The following is an 18,654-nucleotide window of genomic DNA, read 5'->3' on the forward strand; positions in this document are numbered from 1 at the left end:
CGTAGAGTGGCAGCAATCACGAAAACCTGCAACTGGTGGCGCCCATGACCCGTCCTGCGTTCTATCCCTCCTCCCCGGCCGCCGCCAAGGCGGCCGGCCCCGTCTGGGAGGGCTACGCCTATGGCTTCCTGGGCGTGCTGGTCTTTTCCCTGACGCTGCCCATGACGCGGCTGGCCGTGGCCGAACTGGACCCGCTGCTGATCGGGCTGGGCCGGGCGCTGGTGGCGGCGGTGCCGGCCGTGGCGCTGCTGTGGCTGACGCGCGCGCGGCGGCCGAACCGCGAGGAATGGCCCGGCGTGATCCTGGCCGCGCTGGGCATCGTGGTGGGCTGGCCGCTGGCCTCCTCCTTCGCCATGCAGACCGTGCCTTCGTCGCACGGCGCGGTGTTCAACGGCCTGCTGCCGCTGTCGACGGCGGCCTTCGCGGCGCTGCGCAGCGGCGAGCGCCCGTCGCCGGCATTCTGGGCCTGGGCCCTGCTGGGCGCCGCGCTGGTCACCGCCTACGCCCTGCGCCAGGGCCACGGCACGCTGTCGCTGGGCGATCTGTGGCTGCTGGTGGCGGTGGTGCTGGGCGGCATGGGCTATGCCGAAGGCGCGCGGGCCTCGCGCACGCTGGGCGGCGGGCGCACAATATGCTGGGCGCTGGTGATCAGCGCCCCGGTCGTGGCGGCCCCCGTAGGCTGGATGGCCGCGCAGGCCAGCTGGCCCAGCCCGTCGGTCGTGCTGGCCTGCGCCTACCTGGCGTTCGGCTCGATGTTCCTGGGATTCTTCGCCTGGTATCGCGGCCTGGCCGTGGGCGGGATCGCCCGCGTGGGACAAGTTCAGTTGCTGCAGCCCTTTCTTACGGTGGTGGCCGCGGCAGCGCTGTTTGACGAATCCGTGGAAACGGCGACCTTCTTCTTCGCCGCCGCCGTGATCGTCGTGATCGCCGGCGGACGCCGCGCCATAGTCAGGACCCCTAAATGAATCTGCTCCCTTCCCAATGGGCCGACGTGCCCCTGATGTCGCTGTCCCTGCTCGGTCCGCTGGCCATGTTCGCGCTGGTCAGCTCGATCACGCCCGGCCCCAACAACGTGATGCTGGCGTCCTCGGGCCTGAACTTCGGCTTTCGCCGCAGCATGCCGCACCTGCTGGGCGTGAACCTCGGCTTCACGCTGATGATCTTCCTGGTGGGCGTCGGGCTGGGCTCGGTGTTCCAGCAGATGCCGCAGCTGTACACCGTGCTGAAGTACGTGGGCGCGGCCTATCTGCTGTACCTGGCCTGGAAGATCGCCAATTCGGGCGCCATGGAGGACGGCGAGGTGCGCGGCAAGCCTTTCACGTTCCTGCAGGCCGCGGCCTTCCAGTGGGTCAACCCCAAGGCATGGGTGATGGCCGTGGGCGTGGTGGCCACCTACACGCCGCAGAACAGCTTTTTCGCCAACCTGGTCATCGCCACGCTGGTCTGCGGCATCGTCAACCTGCCCAGCATCGGCATCTGGGTCACCTTCGGCACGGCGCTGCGCCGCGTGCTGCACCGGCCCTGGGCGATCCGCGCCTTCAACATCAGCATGGCGCTGCTGCTGGTGGCCTCGTTGTATCCGGTGGCCCTCGAACTGGTGCACTGACCCTGCCGGACTAGGCCCGCAAAGCCACCACCACGGCCGGCGTGATCAGCACGTTGAACAGGCCCGCCATCACCATGACCAGGCCGGCCACCGCGCCCTCGTCGGCCGCCAGTTCGCGGGCCTTGGCGGTGCCCGCGCCGTGGGCGCCCATGCCGAACAGCGCGCCGCGCGCCAGGGCCGAGCGCAGCGGCAGCCAGCGGCGCATCAGCTGGCCGATGGCCGCGCCGAACACGCCGGTCACGATCACGAACACCGCGGTCAGGTCGGGCATGCCGCCCACGTGCGTGGACACTTCCACGGCGAAAGGCGTGGCCACCGAACGCGGCAGCAGGCTCAGCCGGAGGTCGGGCGGCAGGTCCAGCAGGCTGCCCAGCATCCAAGCGCTGGCGCCGGCCACCAGGCTGCCGACCGCGACGCCGGCGGCCAGCACCGGCCAGTAGCGGCGGATCAGCGCGCGCTGCTGGTAGAGCGGCAGCGCGAACGCCACGATCACCGGGCCCAGCATCGCCATCAGCCAGTGCGAGCCGGCCATGTAGTCGCGATAGCCGGTGTGCAGCGCGATCGCCAGCGCCAGCAGCAGGGCCGGCGCCACCACCAGCGTCGAGGTGCACCAATAGGCGTAGCGGCGGTAGAACAGCCGGGCGCCGGCGTAGGCCAGCACCGTCGCCGCCGGCCAGAACAGCAGATTGAAATCAACCGGCATGGCGGTTCATCCAGCGGTAGCAGAGGTCTATGGTCAGCGCCGTGCCCGCCATCACCAGCACGGTGCCCAGCACGATGACGGCCAGCAGCTTCAGCCCCAGCAGCCCGAGGAATTCGCGGTGGTCCAGCAGCGACATGACGGCGGGAACGAAGAACAGCAGCATTTCGCCCAGCAGCCAGCTGGCGCCGCGGTGCACGCTGCGCACCGGCAGGCGGCGCGTGGCCAGCAGGAGCAGCACGATGGCCATGCCGATGACCGCGCCCGGTATGGGCAGCCCCAGCCACCCGGCGAGCGCCTGGCCCAGCCAGGAAAACAGGACGATCAGGCAGATTTGCAGGACGCGGCTGCGGCGCAGGGCGCTGCGCGCGAGGATGGAATAACGGGACAAAAACATCGGCAGGACTTCCAGCGGCATGCCTATGTTTTACGCCGGCGCGCGCCATAGATAAAATGAATTCATTGAATCCACCGTATTCCAATCAGGCATAACCATGGAACTGCGCCCCCTGCGCGCGCTGGTCGAGGTGGTCCGCCAGGGCGGTTTTTCCCAGGCGGCCAAGGCCGTCTACGCCACCCAGCCCACCGTCAGCAAGGCGGTGCGCCAGCTCGAGGACGAGCTGGGCATGCCGTTGCTGGACCGCCACGCCCAGCCGCCGCGGCTGACGGCCGCCGGCGAAATCGTCTACCGCCGCGCGCAGGCCATGCTGGCCCAGCGCGACGACCTGTACGCGGAGCTGGACGAACTGAAGGGCCTCAAGCGCGGCGTGCTGCGGCTGGGCCTGCCGCCGCTGGGCAGCAGCACGCTGTTCGCGCCGCTTTTCGCGCGCTTTCGCAGCCGCTATCCGCAGGTGGAAATCAGCCTGGTGGAACACGGCAGCCGGCGCCTGGAGGAAATGGTGATGGCCGGCGAAATCGAGCTGGCGGCCTCGCTCAAGCCGGTGCCCGAGCATTTCGAGTGGCAGCCCGTGGCGCGCGAGCCCCTGGTGGCGCTGATGCCCGCCGACCATCCCAGGGCGGGCGCCGCGTCGGTCAGCCTGCGCGAGCTGCGGGACTCGCCTTTCATCCTGTTCGAGACCGGCTTCGCACTCAACCGCATCCTGCATGACGCCTGCCAGCGCGCCGGCTTCGCCCCCACGATCGCGGCGCGCAGCAGCCAGGTGGATTTCATCGTGGCGCTGGTGGCGGCCGGCCTGGGCGTGGCCTTTCTGCCGCGCCTGAAGGCGCGCGAGGAACTGCATGCCGGCGTGGCCCGCGTGCCGCTGCGCGACGCGGGCACGGACTGGGAAATGGTGCTGGTCTGGCGCCGCGGCGGCTATCTGTCGCACGCCGCCCAGGCCTGGCTGGCGCTGACCCGCTAGTATGCTGATGCCGGAACCCCGCCGCCCTGCCCGGGTCATATCGTTCATGCCCGCACTATCCCGCCCCGCCCTGCGCCGACTGCTGGCCGCCGCCCTGCTCACGGGCGCCGGCGTGGTGGGCTGCACCCAGCTCGACTCCTGGCAACGCCAGACGATTTTCTCGCCCCAGGCCGAACCCCAGACCTGGTGGCGCGAGCCGGCCGCCGGCACCCAGGTATATGACCTGCCGCTGGCCGGCGGCGATCACGTGCGCGCCTGGTACTGGCAGAGCCCGCGGGCCGACGCCCCCACCGTGCTGTACCTGCATGGCGCGCGCTGGAATCTGAACGGCAGCGCCTTTCGCATCGAGGGCTGGACGCGCATGGGCTATTCCGTACTGGCCATCGACTACCGCGGCTTCGGGGCCTCGACCGCGTTGCTGCCTTCCGAGCGCACCGCCCAGGAAGACGCCATCGCGGGTCTCAAGGAATTGGCCCGGCTGCAGCCGGACCCGGCGCGCCGCTTCATCTATGGCCACAGTCTGGGCGGCGCGATCGCCATCGACCTGGCCGCGCGTCCGGAACAGCCGGACTTCGCCGGCCTGATCGTGGAATCCAGCTTCACCAGCATCGGCGCGATGCTGGCCACGCTGCGCTGGGGCAAGATGCCGGGCGCCGGCCTGCTGGTCACCCAGCCCTTCGATTCGGTGGAGAAACTGGCCAGCCTGCACACGCCCATGCTGTTCATGCACGGCACCGCCGACCGCGTCGTGCCGCATACGATGAGCGACGAGCTCTACGCCGCCGCGCGCAACGTGGCGCCGGACCTCAAGCGCCTGGTGAAGATCGAAGGCGCCTCGCATTCGGGCGCCTTCCGCAGCGGCGCGCAGTACGAAACCGCCGTCGGCAGTTTCATGCGCGACGCCAGCCGCGCCTACCGCGGCCGCGCGGGCTGAAGCCGCGCCGGCGCGCTTACGCGCAGGGCGTCTGGCGCGCGACCGCGACCGGCTCGTTGCGGCTCAGCCATTTCATGACGTAGGGACGCGAGCGGTCGTAGGCCAGGTTGTACAGAAAGCCGTACGGCAGATAGAACAGCACCAGCGCGATGTCGAGCACGAAGGCCTGCCACAGGCTGATGCTCAGCCACCAGGCGGCCAGCGGGATCACGATCAGGATCAGGCCGATCTCGAAGCCGCAGGCGTGCAGCACCCGGACCCTCAGGTTGCGGGTCCAGCCGTAGTGGTTCTCGACTCGGTCGAATCCAGCGTTGTAGATCATGTTCCAGACCAGCGCGATCCAGGCGATCACGGCCGTCAGCACGCCCATCTCGAACAGGGATTTGCCCATGGCCCAGGCGGCCGCCGGCGCGCACAGGCCGATGGCCAGGACTTCGAACAGAAAGGCGTGGAAAAAGCGTTCTTTGAGGGATTTCTTGGCTTGCGTCATGACCCACCCGAGGTCGGTTACTACTGAACGGAACGGATTTTCCACGATATTTCCGGTACGATAAAGATGGTTTTCATCGGAAAAACCGATATCTATTTTGCCGGACATCCCATGCGCCATTCACTGGAATCCCTGGCCGCTTTCGCCCAGGTCGCCTCGGAAGGCACGTTTTCCGCCGCGGCCCGCAAGCTGGGCAAAAGCCAGAGCACCATCAGCGAAACCATCGCCAACCTGGAGGTGGACCTGAACGTGGCCCTGTTCGACCGCAGCCAGCGCCAGCCCACCCTGACCGAGGCCGGCCAGGTGCTGCTGGGGCAGGCCTTGCAGGTGCTGGCCGCCAACGATCGCCTGAACCGCAGCGCCAGCCAGCTGGCCGAGGGCCTGGAGCCCCGGCTCACCCTGGTGCTGTCCGATACGTTCCAGTCGGAAACCTTCGAGACCATGCTCAGCCAGATCGACCAGCGCTATCCGGCGCTGCGCTTCGAATGCCTGATCGCGGAATACGAGGACGTGGTGGCCCTGGTGCAGCAGGGGCGCGCGCACCTGGGCCTGATGGCCGCGCAGGATACCTATCCGCCCGACGTGGCCCACGCCACGCTGGCGGAACTGTCGGAGATCGTGCTGTGCGTGGGCCGCAACCATCCGCTGGCCAAGCTGCCCAGCGTCACCGAAGACCAGCTGAAGTCCGAGCGCGCGCTGCGCCTGAGCACCTTCGAGCTGGGCGACAAGGACACCGAGCCGGCCTATTCGACCTGGTCGGCGCCGGGTTATCTGATGCTTCTGGAAATGGCCAGCCGGGGTTTCGGCTGGACCGAGCTGCCGCGCTGGATGATCCAGCGGTTCGGGCAGGACCAGCTGACCGAGCTGAAGGCGCCGGGCTGGCCGCGCCACATCCGGGTCGATGCGGTCTGGTCGCGGCGCCGGGCGCTGGGGCCGGCCGGGGCGTGGCTGCTGCAGAGCCTGACTAGTGGGTAGGTTTTTTCTTTGTGGGGCGTGATGGGTTTCGCGCGCTCGATATTCGTGTTCTTGCCAAGGAATTTGCGCGCTGCACCCATCACGCCCCAGCCGGCAACCGCGAAATATGCACGCCGTTGACGTTGAGCCAATCACCCAGCTTGGGGCTGGCCAGCACATCGAATTCGGCGCGGCGCTGGCGCGACATGGCGCAGCCGTCCTGGCTGGCCGCGGCCGGATGGCACATCAGCAGGTCGCAGTCGCGCGCGTTGAACAGCCAGTTCTGTAGCAGGCCGGCGTAGTGCCGCTTGCCGCCTTCGAAGCCGTAGACGCCCAGCAGCCGGCGATTGGTGCGCAGGCCGTCGGCGCGCGCCTCGCGCGCCAGCGCGGCCGCGCCCAGCGCGCCGATGATGCGGGCCTTGAACGCTTCACGCAGCGGGATGCCGCTTTGCATGCCGGGCGCGGTCTGACGCAGCCACGGCCGGTTCTCGCCATAGCGGCGCTTGAGCAGCAGCAACAGGCGCGCGCGGATGCCCGGCAGCTGGTGCACGTGCTGATGGCCGTCGACGTAATCGGGCGCGCGGCCGGTGGCGGCCTCGAAGGCGTCGAACTGGCGCTGCAGGCGGGCGTCGATCCAGGCGGCGTCCAGGCGTCCGGCGTAGGCGTTGAGGATCAGGCGGCCCAGCGCGGGCAGCGCTTCGGCGTTCGGGTCGAGTTGTTCGGTGAAGTTCACGTGCAGGCCGACGTCCACGTCCAGCGGCGCGAGCCGCCGCACGTGGGCGGCGAACGACGGCCCTTGCGACAGGCAGCTGACCGCGCTCAGGCGGCCCATGCCGGCCAGTTCGATCATGCCTTCATCGATATCGGCATTCATGCCAAAATCGTCCCCGCAGACCACGATACGTTTGCTCATCGCAATACCCCTTACTTCCATTTCGCCACGCTTTCCATGCGCGCCCTGCTGCAACAAGTAAGCACCTTCATTGCCGTCGGATGCGCCGCCGCCGCCACCCATTGGGCTGTCGCCGTGGGCTGCGTGGAGGCCTTCGGGATGCCGCCGCTGGCCGCCAACCTGATCGGCTGGCTGATCGCCTTCGTGGTTTCCTTCCTGGGCCACTATCGTCTGACGTTCCGACATTCGACTATTCCCTGGACAGTAGCAGCGCGCCGTTTCTTTCTCGTGTCAGCCGCCGGCTTCGCCATCAACGAAGCCGCTTACGCGTGGCTGCTGCACAGCACGGCCATCCGCTACGATGTCCTGCTCGCCCTGATACTGGCCGGGCTTGCCGTCGCGACCTTTATTGCAGGCCGGCTCTGGGCATTCCGCCACAGACCCGCTGCCTGAGGGCCGCGTCCACTTCCACCCGCCACATCATGTACTTCGCGCTGGTGACCGCGGGCGCCAGGCCTTGCAGCGGCAGATAGGCCTGATTGTCCGAGGCGGTGCCCCATACCCAGTAGCGCGCTCCATCCGGCGCGCGGCACAGCCGCTGGTTGAATTCGGCCGCGCCAAGCAATACCTGCTCGCCGGTCTGCGGATCGAACTTGGCGGCGTCGTACAGTTCCTTGCGCCAGTTGTCGCGCACCGGCACCTCGGGATTGAGCCAGTCGTCCACCACCCACATCGGCCGCGGCGCCCGGGCGTACAAGGCCAGGTCGAACGGATAGGAGTGCAGGGACACGAAGGTGTCGCCCGGCCTGGCCTGCTCGCGCACCACCTTGGCCAGCGGGCTGGCGCTGCCGCGCGCATTGTGCGCGGCGATGCCCACCGCGATCACGCAGATGGCGGCGGCCACGGCCGCGCTCAGGCGGACCAGACGCTGCGTGACGGGCTCGGTCTCGCGGCGCCAGGCCGCCAGGATGGCTTCCGACAGCAAAAAGGCCAGCGGCGCCAGCACCGGCAGCACGTAGCCCACCAGCTTGGAATGCGGCAGCGAGAAAAACACGATCACGACGCCCAGCCACAACAGCGCGAAGCGCCTCAGGTCGCGCGCCGGGCCGTCGGCCCAGAACGACTTGCGCAGGATGGCGCCGCCCCACAAGGACCAGGGCAGGCTCAGCCCGGCGACCACCGGCAGATAGAACCAGAATGGCTGGGCGTTGTTGAAGCCGCCGGCGGCGAAGCGCTGGAAATGCTGGTAGACGAAGAAGTAATCGTAGAAGCCGGGATAGCGCAGCTGCATCAGCACGAACCACGGCGCGGCCAGCGCGATGAAAAGCAGTATCGACGGCGGCCACAGCAGCACGGCCAGGCCGCGCCAGTACCGCCTCCACGCCAGCCAGAGAAACAGGATCGCGCCCGGCAGCACCACGCCGATCAGGCCCTTGGCCAGCACCGCCAGCGCCGCCAGCGCGGCGGCGGCCAGCGACATCCGGCGCCAGGCCTGGCCGCGCTCGGCGCGCAGCACCGCGTCGGCCGCGGCCAGCAGGCATAGCGCGATCATGCCGGCGACCAGCATGTCCAGGTTGGCGAACTGCGCCCCGCCGTAGAAGAACGGCATGGTGGCGAGGATCAGCACGGTCAGCGTGGCGGCCGCCGCGTCGCGGTAGCGGCGCACGAAACCGTACAGCGCCGCCGCCGTGGCCCAGGCCGCCAGCCAGGACGGCACCCGCGCCGCCCACGGATGCACGCCGAAGACGGAAAAGGACAGCTCGGTCAGCCAGTAATAGAGCGGCGGCTTGTGGAAGTACGGCATGCCGTCCAGCAGCGGCACGGCATGCGAGCCGCTGCGCAGCATGTCCCAGGCGACGCCGGCGTAGCGGCCTTCGTCGGGCAGCGTCAGGGGCCTGAGCCAGGCCAGCCAGGCCAGCCAGGCGCCGACGACGAGCAGGAAGCGTCCTGCCGGCGGGGTCCAGTTGGAACGCCCCGGTTGCGTCATGGCGGACATGTCAGTGCGGGTCCTGGTCCGGATGGCAGGTGCGGCCCTGGCGGCGGCGCACCACGAACAAGGGGCGGCCCTTGACCTCGTCGAAGATGCGGGCGACGTACTCGCCCACCACGCCCAGGGAAATCAGGTTCACGCCGGCGAAGAACAGCACGGCGGTGACGATGGTGGTCCAGCCCGATACCGGATTGCCGGACAGCAGGTAGTCGGCCACGAGATAGGCCGCGTAGGCCAGCGCCATCAGGGCGAACGCCACGCCCACCAGGCTCACCAGGCGCAGCGGCCAGGTGGTGAAGGCGGTAAGCCCGTCCAGCGCCAGGCGGAACAGGCGCATGCCGCTGAAGCGGCTGTCGCCGTGCATGCGTTCGTCGGGTGTATAGGCCAGCGCCTCGCCCTTGAAGCCGACCCAGGCGTACAGGCCCTTCATGAAGCGCGTGCGTTCGGGCAGCGCGTTGAGCGCGTCCACCACGCTGCGGTCCATCAGCCGGAAATCGCCGGCATGCGGCGGCACGTCCACGCCGCGCGCGCCGCTGAGCAGCTTGTAGAACCAGCGCGCGCCGCAGCGCTTGAGCCAGGATTCGTCGGCGCGGCTTTCGCGCACGGCATAGACCATTTCGGCGCCAGCGGCCCAGCGCGCCAGCATCTGCTCGATCAGGGCCGGCGGATGCTGCAGGTCGGCGTCCATGCAGATCACCACATTGCCGGCGGCGGCCTCGAGGCCGGCGCTGAGCGCGGCTTCCTTGCCGAAATTGCGCGACAGCTGCACGTAGCGAAAGCCGGCGTGCTCGGTCCATTGCGCCATCAGCGCCTCGGTGCCGTCGGTGCTGCCGTCGTCGGCCACGATCACTTCCCAGCTGGAGCACAGCGCCGTGAGGCGGCTACGCAGCAGGGGCAGCAGCACCCGCAGGTTGTCGCATTCATTCAGGCAGGGGATGACGCAGGTCACGCAGGTGTCGTACGGCACGTTGGCCGCCTGCGTCGACCAGAACGCTTCCACGGGAAACGATTTGGCCAGCACCTGGGCGGCTATGGGATCGGACCGGAATTGGATATGCATGGAATGCTGAACTCGGATTGCAGGACACTATGGCGGGCAGTATGCGCAGGGGGTCGTCGAATTTTCATGAAATGCCGCAAGCAAAGCGGGGACAGGTTGGCATCGCTACAATGCGCCCGATTCCAGTTTTTCCCGTTAGTCATGCAATACCGAGTCAGGCCCATGCTTGCCGGCGACGTGGACGGCATCCTCGCCGCCCAGACCCTGGCCTATCCCGATTTCCTGCTGGAGAGCGCGGCGTTCTTCCTCAACCGCCTGGCGCTCGCGCCTGCCCACTGCTGGGTCGCGCGCGCCGAAGGCGGCGACCTCCTGGGCTATCTGATCTCCTATCCCTGGGACGCGGGCCTGCCGCCGGCCCTCGACGTCGCGCTGACAGCGCTGCCGTCGAAGGCCGATCACTGGTTCCTGCATGATTGCGCGGTGGTGCCGCAGGCCCAGGGCCTGGGAGTCGGCCAGGCGCTGCTGCGCGCCGCCGCGGCGGCCGCCGGGCAGGCTGGCCTGCGCCGGGCCAGCCTGGTATCGCTGGAATCGGCGACCGGCTATTGGCGGCGCCACGGCTACGCGCCGATGGACGTCGCCGCGGCCGGCCTGGCCGAAAAGCTTGCTGGCTACGGCCCGCAAGCGCTTTACATGTCCCGCGCGCTGCCGCTGTAGCGCCGCTTCCGTCCCCCCATGTACAACGTTGCCGCCGCGGACGTAACATAAGCCGCACGTGTGTGAGGCGGCAGGGTTCCCGAAGCCGGAAATCTAACTGCGCCCCGACAGGGCGCAAAGGTATCTATGATCTCGCTTTCGCCCGTTCAATCACTCCTGGCCTGCTGCCTGGTGCTCGTCGTCGGACGGGTGCTCACCACCCGCATCGGGTTTCTTGCCCGCTACAGCATTCCCGATCCCATCGTGGGCGGCCTGCTTTTCGCGGTGATCGCCTACCTGCTGTCGACCTGGGGCGGAATCTCCGTCTCGCTCGAAACCAGCATCAAACCCACCCTGCTGCTGCTGTTCTTCGGCTGCATCGGCCTGACCGCCAACCTCAAGCTGCTGGCCAAGGGCGGCCCCAGGCTGATCGCGTTCCTGCTGGCCTTGATCCCGTTCCTGGTCCTGCAGAATGCCGTGGGACTGGGCATGGCTTGGCTGCTGGACATGCATCCGCTGATGGGCCTGCTGGGCGGCACCATCACGCTGGTGGGCGGGCACGGCACGGGCGCAGCCTACGCCACGCGCTTCGCCGACTTCAACAACATCCAGGACGTGATGGCGCTGGCCATGACCTCGGCCACGCTGGGCCTGGTGCTGGGCGGCGTGGTAGGCGGCCCGGTCGCGGAATGGATCATGCGGCGCCACAAGCTGGCCGGCAGCCTGGACCACGCGCCCGGCGACAAGCATGACGCCCCCGACCTGACCGAAGACCAGGGCCCGACCACCGCCGGCTCCTTCATCGTGTCGCTGACGGCCGCCTTCGTCGCGCTGGTGGTGGGCGGCTACCTGGCCGCGCTGGTCGAGGACGCCCCGGTCAGCCTGCCCAATTTCCTGTGGTGCCTGGCCACGGGCGTGGTGATCCGCAACGGCGGCGAGCGCCTGGGACTGAAACTGGACGACCGCGTCACCGACATCATCGGCACCATCTCGCTGTCGCTGTTCCTGGGCATGACCATGATGACGCTGGACCTGTCCAGCGTGGCGCGCCTGGCCGGCCCGCTGGCCCTGATGCTGGTGGTGCAGACGGCGTTCTGCGCGCTGTACGCGGCCTGGGTGGTGTTCCGCCTGCTCAAGCGCGACTACGAAGCGGCCGTCATGTCGGCCGCCTTCTGCGGCTTCTCGCTGGGCGCCACCGCCACCGCCATCGCCAATATGCAGGCGCTCACGCGCCGCCACGGCCCCGCGCCGGAGTCCTTCATCGTGGTGCCGGTCACCGGCGCGTTCCTGGTCGACATCCTCAACGTGATCGTGCTGACCTCGCTGATCTCCTTGCCGTTCGTGGGAGGGATGTAAGCATGTTCAAACATCTCATCCTCGTATTGCTGTGCCTGACGCTGGCCGCCTGCGGCCGCGCGCCGGACGCCGACGCGCTGCGCGGCGACGTCGAGCGCAGCCTGAACGCTGCCTATGGCGAAGGGCTGTTCCGGATCGCCGAACTCAAGCGCATGGGATCGGCCGTCGACAACGGCGCGCCCGCCGGCGAAACCCGCCGCGTGGTCTATTACGACGTCGCGCTGGACCTGGCCCGCGACGTCTCGCTGGGCGCCTGGGACCAGCCGGGCGCGGCCTCGCTGGTCACGCTGCTGGGCGCGGGTCCGCGCAGCATCAGCGGCGTGAAATCCGGCGGCAACCAGGCCGGCGACCGCATCGTGGCGCACGCCAGCGCGATCTACCGGCAGGACGGCCAGGACTGGAAGCTGGTGACGCCGGCCGGCTTCAAGGCGGCCCAGGCCCCCAGCCTGGACACCGGCGCGCCGCCGCCGGTCACGCGCCAGCTGCTCGACTCGCTGGACCAGATCACCCATTCCGTCGCCTACACCGGCTCCAGCACCGCCCAGCACGTGGTGCAGCAGGAACTGGAACGCTCGGTGGCGCGCATCAACGGCCGGCTGGCCCGCATGCAGCAGGGCTATCCGCTGGCCGGCGGCCCCGACCGCGGCGAATACGTGGCGTTCGCGCGCGCGCTGCGCGACGTGGCCCGCTCGCGGCAGGTCCGCGTCGCCCCGCTCATCACCGGCGGCGGCGCCGAGAACATCGCGCTGCTGCGCAGCGGCGACGCGGTGGTCGGACTGGCCCAGGCCGATACGGCGCGGCTGGCCTATGACGGCAAGGGCCCGTTCGCGGCCCAGGGGCCGTTCACCGGCCTGCGGGCGCTGGGCAGCCTGTATCCGGAACTGGTCCACATCGTGGTGCGCGACGACGCCTCGGTGCGCGGCGTGCGCGACCTGAAGGGCAAGACCGTCGCGCTGGGTCCGGAGGGCTCGGCCGTGCGGGCCACGCTGGAGGCGGTACTGGCCGCGCACGGGCTGCAGGCCGGACGCGACTACCAGGTCGCAGACACCCCGTTCGCGGCCTCGCTGCCGGCGCTGAATTCCGGCTCGGTCGACGCCGCCGCCCAGGTGATCGGCGTGCCGGCCACGCCGCTGCGCGACGCGCTGACCCAGGCCCGGCTGAAGCTGCTGCCGCTCGATCCCGCCGCCATCAAGGCGCTGACGGCGGCCGACAGTTCGCTAATGCCGCTGGACATCGTCGCCGGCACCTATCCCAACCAGGTCGAAGCGATCCCCACCGTCGGCATGGCCGCCCTGCTGCTCACCACCGCGGACCTGACCCGCGACGAAGCCCTGGTGATCGTGCGCGCCGTCTATTCGACCGGACAGGACCTGCTGGCCGCGGGATCGACCCAGGGCAGCCAGGTCTCCATCGCCACCGCGCGGCGCGGACTGACCGTGCCGCTGCACGACGGCGCCCAGGAGGGCCTGACGGAACTGGAGAAGGCCAAGCCGCGATGAGGCCGTTGCGCTTATGATGGCGCTCCTCATCAGGAAACCCCATGAATAAATTCGATCTGCAGAAAAACCAGGCCTTGAAACTGGCCGGCCAGCTCAAGCAGGCCGGCACGCCGGACCGCTACGGCAGCGCCTCGAACGCGCCCGACCGGCGCGAGCAGCGCAAGCTGGACCAGGCCGCCGGCCTGGTGCCGTTCCCGCTGAAGCTGTCGCAGGCCGACGCCGACCGGCTGCGCGCCGCGGCCGCCGAGCGCGGCGTGTCCACCAACGAGATCGTGGCCGAGGCGCTGCGCAAGGCGCTGGGCGCGTAAAGCGATGCACATCTGGGTCGATGCGGACGCCTGCCCCGCGGTCATCAAGGACATTCTGTTCCGCGCCGCGCAACGCTGGCAGCGGCCGCTGACCCTGGTGGCCAACCAGCCGCTGCGCACCCCGCCCTCGCCGCTGATCCGCGCCGTGCAGGTGCCGCGCGGCTTCGACGTGGCCGACGCGCACATCGCCGAACGCGCCGCGCCCGGCGACTTGGTGATCACCGGCGACATCCCGCTGGCCGCGCAAGTCCTGGAAAATGGCGCGATGGCGCTGAACCCGCGCGGGGAACGCTATACGCCCGACACCATCCGTGAACGGCTGGCGCTGCGCGACATGATGGAAGAACTGCGCGCCGGCGGCGTGGACACCGGCGGCCCCGCCTCGTTCAGCCACGCCGACCGCAAGGCCTTCGCCAACCAGCTCGACGCCCTGCTGTCGCGCGCGGCGCGCCAGCTCAATAAAACGTGATGTACGCCTTGTAGATAATGGTGCCCAGCGCCGTCACCAGGCCCAGCCCCATCAGCCCCATGCCGATATTGCGGTCACGCAGCCCGAAGCCCACCAGCATGAGGGCCACGGCCGTGACGATGATGATGATCATGGTATTGGTATTCGCGAACATCGCCATCTCCAGTTTGCGCGGGTTTATTGTGGATGTGTCCCCGCGGTATCCATCATAGACAGCTGGCAGGCCGCGCGGCTCAATCGGCGCGCGCGGGGTTGTGCAATATCAACACCCGGCCAAACATAGGCGAAAAACAAAAAAGCCAACCGCAAGGGTTGGCTATTTTTGCTGCGTCGTTTTACCTTGGACGCCGACAACGGCCGGCTGGTGGCCTGGCGTTGTCTCTCAAGGGTCTTTGGTGGGTAGTACTGGGTTCGAACCAGTGACCCCTGCCGTGTGAAGGCAGTGCTCTACCACTGAGCTAACCACCCCGAAAGAGGCGAAATATTAGCACGTTTTTTTGAACGTGTGCAAGTCACCCCGAAAAACTTTATGCGGCCGGCGCCGGCGCGTCCAGTTTACGCCAGATGCATTCGCCGCCCACGGCCTTGTCCAGCGCGGCCAGATAGGCTTCGTGCTCGGCCAGGTCTTCGTCGCCGGCCTTGATCACCGGCAGGCCGGAGGCGTCGAACCTGCCCAGCACCAGGCCGTCGGCGCCCGCCGAGTCGCCCTCTTCGACGTCGATCAGCAGCGCGTCCTGGCCGCGCGTCATGGCCAGCCAGACTTCCGCCAGCAGCTGCGAGTCGAGCAAGGCGCCGTGCAGCGTGCGGTGGGCGTTGGAAATGCCGAAACGGTCGCACAGCGCATCCAGCGAGTTGCGCTTGCCGGGGAACAGCGAACGTGCGTGCAGCAGCGAGTCGGTGACCGTCTCGCAGAAATCGCTGATCGGGCCGCGGCCGGTCCTGGCCAGTTCGGCGTTGAAGAATTTCACGTCGAACGCGGCGTTGTGCGCGATCAGCTCGGCGCCCTGGATGAACTGCACGAATTCATCGGCGATGTCGGCAAAGCGCGGCTTGTCGGACAGGAATTCGGTGGTCAGGCCGTGCACCGCCAGCGCCTCGGGGTCGCTGTCGCGGTCCGGGTTCAGGTAGATGTGCAGGTTGTTGCCCGTGGCCATCCGGTTGACCAGCTCCACGCAGCCGATTTCGACGATGCGGTGGCCCTGGGCGGGATCCAGTCCCGTGGTTTCGGTGTCAAAGATGATCTGGCGCATAAAACTATTCCGACGCTTGGGCGGGCGCGGCCGGCGGCGTATGCGGGGACGGAACGGAATCCGCGGAATGCGCTGCGCTGCCGGCCTGGCCGGGTTTCTTGCGTGCGGTGGCGATGAGCGTGTAGGCCACCGGCACGACGAACAAGGTCAGTAGTGTACCCAGCATCAGCCCGCCCACCAGGACCCAGCCGATCTGCTGGCGCGATTCCGCGCCCGCGCCCGAGGACAGCGCCAGCGGCACGGTGCCCAGCACCATGGCGCCGGTGGTCATCAGGATGGGGCGCAGCCGCAGCACGCTGGCCTCGATGACGGCCTCGAACAGTTCCCTGCCCTCGTCGCGCAGCTGGTTGGTGAATTCGACGATCAGGATGCCGTGCTTGGTGATCAGCCCGACCAGGGTGATCAGGCCGATCTGGCTGTAGATGGACAGGGTGCCGCCGGTCAGCCACAGCGCCAGCAGCGCGCCGGTCATGGACAGCGGCACCGACAGCATGATGATGAACGGGTTGCGCCAGCTCTCGAACTGCGCGGCCAGCACCAGGTAGATGAAGGCCAGCGCCATGGCGAAGACCAGGTAGATGCTGCCCGAGGAGTCGCGGAACTCGCGCGACTGGCCGTCGAGGTCGGTGACGATGGTGTTGGGCAGCACGTCGCGCGCCACCTGGTGCATGTGCGCCAGCACCTCGCCCAGCGCGTAGCCCGGCGCCACGGCGCCGTCGATCTTGACCGCGCGCAGCCGGTTGAAGTGGTTCAGCGACTGCGGCGAAACGCCTTCGTGCACGCCCAGCAGGTTGTCCAGCTGCACCATGCTGCCGTCGCGCGCGCGCACATAGATGCCGGAAATGTCGGTGGGATTGGCGCGGTCGCGCGGCGTGACCTGGACGATGACGTCGTACTGCTCGCCCTCGTCCTTGTAGCGGGTCACCTGGCGTCCGCCCAGCATGGATTCCAGCGTGCGCCCCACCGTGTCCACGTTGGCGCCCACGTCGGCCATCTTGTCGCGGTCCACGCGCACGCGCAGCTCGGGCGTGTTCAGGCGCAGGTCGGTGTCCAGGTTGATGAGGCCGGGATACTTGCGCAGCTCGGCCATGAATACGTCGGTCAGGCGCGCCAGCTCCACGTACGAGGCCTGGCTCATGATGATGAACTGCACCGGCTTGGAACGCGCGGACTGGCCCAGCGACGGCGGATTGGTGGGAAACGCCCGCACGCCCGGCAGCGAGGCGAACAGCGGTTGCAGCTCCTGGGTGATGGCCTGCTGCCGGCGACCGCGCTCTTCCCAGGGCTTGAGGCGCAGGATGGCGGTGCCGTCGGTCACGGTGGGAAAGCCCACGGTCACCTGGCTGCCGCTGGCCTCCGGGATATCGGCGTAGAACTTTTCGATGCCCAGCATGCTTTCCAGCGTGTAGTTCAGCGTGGCGCCCTCGGGCGAGCTGACGATGCCGAACACCACGCCGCGGTCCTCGACGGGGGCCAGTTCGCTCTTGACCACCTTGAACAGCACGCCGCTGGCGGCCGCCACCGCCAGGCCCACCGCCACCACGATCCAGCGATGGCGCAGCGAGGCCGCCAGCACCCGCCGGTAGCCATTGCTCAGAGCGTCGAGCCAACCTTCGATCAGGTTGTACCAGCGGCTGTGGCTGCTCTGGTGGCGCAGCAGCACCGAGCACATCATCGGGGTGAGCGTCAGCGCCACGAAGCCGGACACCAGCACCGCGCCGGCCAGCGCCAGCGCGAATTCGATGAACAGCCGCCCGGTGCGGCCCGTGGCGAACGCCAGCGGCGCGTACACGGTGACCAGCGTCATCGTCATCGCCACCACCGCGAAGCCGATCTCGCGCGAGCCGCGCAGCGCGGCCTCCTTGCGCGGCATGCCGTCCTCGATGTGGCGGAAGATGTTCTCCAGCACCACGATAGCGTCATCCACCACCAGGCCGATGGCCAGCACCATCGCCAGCAGGGTCAGCGTATTGATGGAAAAGCCGAACAGATACATGAGCGCGCAGGCGCCCACCAGCGATACCGGGATGGTGACGATGGGGATGATGCTGGCGCGCAGGTTGCGCAGGAAGAAGAAGATCACCAGCACCACCAGCACGATGGCCTCGCCGATGGTGTTGAACACCGAGTCGATCGAGCGTTCGATGAACACCGACGAGTCGTAGGCGATGTTCAGCCGCATCCCCGCCGGCAGGTTCTCGTTCAGGCGCTCGACCTCCTCGCGGGCTGCCTTGGACAGCTCCAGCGGGTTGGCGGTGGACTGCCGCGTCAGGCCGATGTTGATCGCCGGCTTGCCGTTGAAGCGCGACAGGATGCGATCGTTGGCCGCGGCGATTTCCACCTTGGACACGTCGCGCAGGCGCACGGGATAACCCTTGACGTTGGCGACGATCACGTCCTCGAACTGCGCCGGCGTCTGCAGGTCGGTCGAGGACACGACCGAGAATTCGCGCGCCCGGGACTCGATGCGCCCGGCCGGGATTTCCACGTTCTGGCTGCGCAGCGCCGCCTCCACGTCCTGCACGGTCAGGCCGTAGGCGGCAAGCTTGTCGCGGTCCACGTAGATGCGCATGGACGGCAGGCGCTCGCCGAACACGCGCACTTCCGCCGCCCCCGGCAGCACCGACAGCCGGGTCTTGATGTAGCGGTTGATGTAGTCGGAAGTCTGGATCGCCGAGTAGGTGCCGGACTCCACCGCGATGTAGATGATGGGCTGGGAGTCCGCCTCGACCTTGCCGATGATGGGCTCGTCGATCTCGTCGGGCAGGAAGCGGCGGGCGCGCGAGACCTTGTCGCGCACTTCGGCCGCGGCCGCGTCGGGATCGCGCGACAGGTTGAACTTGATGTTGATGAGGCTGCGTTCGGAGCGGCTGCGCGAAGTCATTACGTCCACGCCCTCGATGCCGGCGAGCTGGTCCTCCAGCGGCTTGGTCACCTGGGATTCGATCACCTCGGGCGAGGCGCCCTTGTAGGTGGTGTCCACCGAGACGATGGGCTCGTCGATCTTCGGATACTCGCGCACGGTCAGGCGCGAATACGAGATCAGGCCGATCAGCACGATGATCAGCGACAGGACCGACGCGAATACCGGCCGCTTGATACAGGTTTCCGAGATACGCATTGCGCCACCGCCCAAAAGAGAAAAAGGCCGG

At 68.3% G+C, this 18,654-nt stretch carries 20 protein-coding genes and 1 tRNA gene; 11 read left to right on the forward strand and 10 right to left on the reverse strand.

The genetic code is table 11. The annotated features are described in order from the left end of the window. The first annotated feature begins 44 nt into the window (after positions 1-44). Together A6B37_RS19730 and A6B37_RS19735 are read left to right on the forward strand one after the other, a co-directional pair. Positions 45-965, forward strand: coding sequence for a DMT family transporter (locus A6B37_RS19730; RefSeq protein ID WP_102775844.1), 921 nt, complete (start codon positions 45-47; stop codon positions 963-965). Further along, on the forward strand, positions 962-1,606 hold the full coding sequence (locus tag A6B37_RS19735) for a LysE family translocator (protein WP_102775843.1): 645 nt from the start codon (positions 962-964) through the stop codon (positions 1,604-1,606). The genes A6B37_RS19730 and A6B37_RS19735 overlap by 4 nt, the downstream gene beginning before the upstream one ends. Before the next feature lie 10 nt (positions 1,607-1,616). Here the strand turns inward: A6B37_RS19735 and A6B37_RS19740 are convergent, their stop codons facing one another. Next, positions 1,617-2,309: an LrgB family protein gene (locus A6B37_RS19740; RefSeq protein ID WP_111826712.1), complete on the reverse strand. Its 693-nt coding sequence runs from the start codon at positions 2,307-2,309 to the stop codon at positions 1,617-1,619. Beyond that, on the reverse strand, positions 2,299-2,703 hold the full coding sequence (locus A6B37_RS19745; protein WP_102775886.1) for a CidA/LrgA family protein: 405 nt from the start codon (positions 2,701-2,703) through the stop codon (positions 2,299-2,301). Before A6B37_RS19745 ends, A6B37_RS19740 begins: the two co-directional genes overlap by 11 nt. A gap of 97 nt (positions 2,704-2,800) precedes the next feature. Here A6B37_RS19745 and A6B37_RS19750 point away from each other — a divergent pair, with 97 nt between their 5' ends. Together A6B37_RS19750 and A6B37_RS19755 are read left to right on the forward strand one after the other, a co-directional pair. Beyond that, positions 2,801-3,667, forward strand: coding sequence for a LysR family transcriptional regulator (locus A6B37_RS19750; RefSeq protein ID WP_102775841.1), 867 nt, complete (start codon positions 2,801-2,803; stop codon positions 3,665-3,667). 46 nt (positions 3,668-3,713) lie between these two features. Then, the gene (locus A6B37_RS19755) at positions 3,714-4,601 is read left to right on the forward strand and encodes an alpha/beta fold hydrolase (protein WP_111826965.1); all 888 of its coding nucleotides are present in this window, start codon (positions 3,714-3,716) and stop codon (positions 4,599-4,601) included. A 16-nt stretch (positions 4,602-4,617) separates the two neighbouring features. Here A6B37_RS19755 and A6B37_RS19760 read toward each other — a convergent pair whose 3' ends face one another. Beyond that, entirely contained in the window at positions 4,618-5,091 is a 474-nt protein-coding gene (locus tag A6B37_RS19760) for a multidrug/biocide efflux PACE transporter (RefSeq protein ID WP_111826713.1), read from the reverse strand. A 111-nt stretch (positions 5,092-5,202) separates the two neighbouring features. Between A6B37_RS19760 and A6B37_RS19765 the strand changes: the two genes are divergently transcribed. Then, positions 5,203-6,066 carry a LysR family transcriptional regulator gene (locus A6B37_RS19765; RefSeq protein ID WP_111826966.1) on the forward strand — a complete coding sequence of 288 codons (864 nt, stop codon included), beginning with the start codon at positions 5,203-5,205 and terminating at the stop codon, positions 6,064-6,066. Between the two features lie 79 nt (positions 6,067-6,145). Here the strand turns inward: A6B37_RS19765 and A6B37_RS19770 are convergent, their stop codons facing one another. Further along, a complete protein-coding gene (locus tag A6B37_RS19770) occupies positions 6,146-6,958 on the reverse strand; it encodes a ChbG/HpnK family deacetylase (RefSeq protein WP_102775839.1) in 813 nt (270 codons plus the stop codon). 36 nt (positions 6,959-6,994) lie between these two features. Between A6B37_RS19770 and A6B37_RS19775 the strand changes: the two genes are divergently transcribed. Beyond that, positions 6,995-7,390 carry a GtrA family protein gene (locus tag A6B37_RS19775; RefSeq protein ID WP_102775838.1) on the forward strand — a complete coding sequence of 132 codons (396 nt, stop codon included), beginning with the start codon at positions 6,995-6,997 and terminating at the stop codon, positions 7,388-7,390. Here A6B37_RS19775 and A6B37_RS19780 read toward each other — a convergent pair. Beyond that, a complete protein-coding gene (locus A6B37_RS19780; RefSeq protein WP_111826714.1) occupies positions 7,344-8,933 on the reverse strand; it encodes a glycosyltransferase family 39 protein in 1,590 nt (529 codons plus the stop codon). The two genes, A6B37_RS19775 and A6B37_RS19780, sit on opposite strands and share 47 nt — an antisense overlap. A 1-nt stretch (position 8,934) precedes the next feature. Further along, a complete protein-coding gene (locus A6B37_RS19785; RefSeq protein WP_111826715.1) occupies positions 8,935-9,987 on the reverse strand; it encodes a glycosyltransferase family 2 protein in 1,053 nt (350 codons plus the stop codon). Between the two features lie 162 nt (positions 9,988-10,149). On the opposite strand from A6B37_RS19785, the gene A6B37_RS19790 reads away from it, so the two are divergent. The 5 genes from A6B37_RS19790 to A6B37_RS19810 all read left to right on the forward strand — a co-directional run bounded on the left by A6B37_RS19790 (position 10,150) and on the right by A6B37_RS19810 (position 14,252). Next, complete coding sequence (locus A6B37_RS19790; RefSeq protein WP_102775835.1) at positions 10,150-10,641, forward strand: GNAT family N-acetyltransferase; 492 nt, start codon at positions 10,150-10,152, stop codon at positions 10,639-10,641. A 126-nt stretch (positions 10,642-10,767) separates the two neighbouring features. Then, on the forward strand, positions 10,768-11,976 hold the full coding sequence (gene gltS / locus A6B37_RS19795) for a sodium/glutamate symporter (RefSeq protein ID WP_102775834.1): 1,209 nt from the start codon (positions 10,768-10,770) through the stop codon (positions 11,974-11,976). A gap of 2 nt (positions 11,977-11,978) precedes the next feature. Continuing rightward, the gene (locus tag A6B37_RS19800; RefSeq protein ID WP_111826716.1) at positions 11,979-13,475 is read left to right on the forward strand and encodes a TAXI family TRAP transporter solute-binding subunit; all 1,497 of its coding nucleotides are present in this window, start codon (positions 11,979-11,981) and stop codon (positions 13,473-13,475) included. 41 nt (positions 13,476-13,516) lie between these two features. Then, entirely contained in the window at positions 13,517-13,783 is a 267-nt protein-coding gene (locus tag A6B37_RS19805) for a ribbon-helix-helix protein, CopG family (protein WP_102775832.1), read from the forward strand. A 4-nt stretch (positions 13,784-13,787) separates the two neighbouring features. Beyond that, entirely contained in the window at positions 13,788-14,252 is a 465-nt protein-coding gene (locus A6B37_RS19810; protein WP_111826717.1) for a YaiI/YqxD family protein, read from the forward strand. Here the strand turns inward: A6B37_RS19810 and A6B37_RS26105 are convergent. From A6B37_RS26105 to A6B37_RS19825, 4 genes are all read right to left on the reverse strand, one after another. Further along, positions 14,239-14,406 carry a hypothetical protein gene (locus tag A6B37_RS26105; RefSeq protein ID WP_168202271.1) on the reverse strand — a complete coding sequence of 56 codons (168 nt, stop codon included), beginning with the start codon at positions 14,404-14,406 and terminating at the stop codon, positions 14,239-14,241. The two genes, A6B37_RS19810 and A6B37_RS26105, sit on opposite strands and share 14 nt — an antisense overlap. A 239-nt stretch (positions 14,407-14,645) precedes the next feature. Beyond that, a tRNA-Val gene (locus A6B37_RS19815) sits at positions 14,646-14,720 on the reverse strand. 59 nt (positions 14,721-14,779) lie between these two features. After that, a complete protein-coding gene (gene dnaQ / locus A6B37_RS19820; protein ID WP_102775829.1) occupies positions 14,780-15,502 on the reverse strand; it encodes a DNA polymerase III subunit epsilon in 723 nt (240 codons plus the stop codon). Positions 15,503-15,506: 4 nt separating this feature from the next. Beyond that, entirely contained in the window at positions 15,507-18,623 is a 3,117-nt protein-coding gene (locus tag A6B37_RS19825) for an efflux RND transporter permease subunit (protein WP_102775828.1), read from the reverse strand. Positions 18,624-18,654 lie beyond the last annotated feature (31 nt).

It is taken from the genome of Achromobacter sp. HZ01 (genome assembly GCF_003267925.1).
GTDB classification, from domain to species: Bacteria; Pseudomonadota; Gammaproteobacteria; order Burkholderiales; family Burkholderiaceae_B; genus Achromobacter; species Achromobacter pulmonis_A.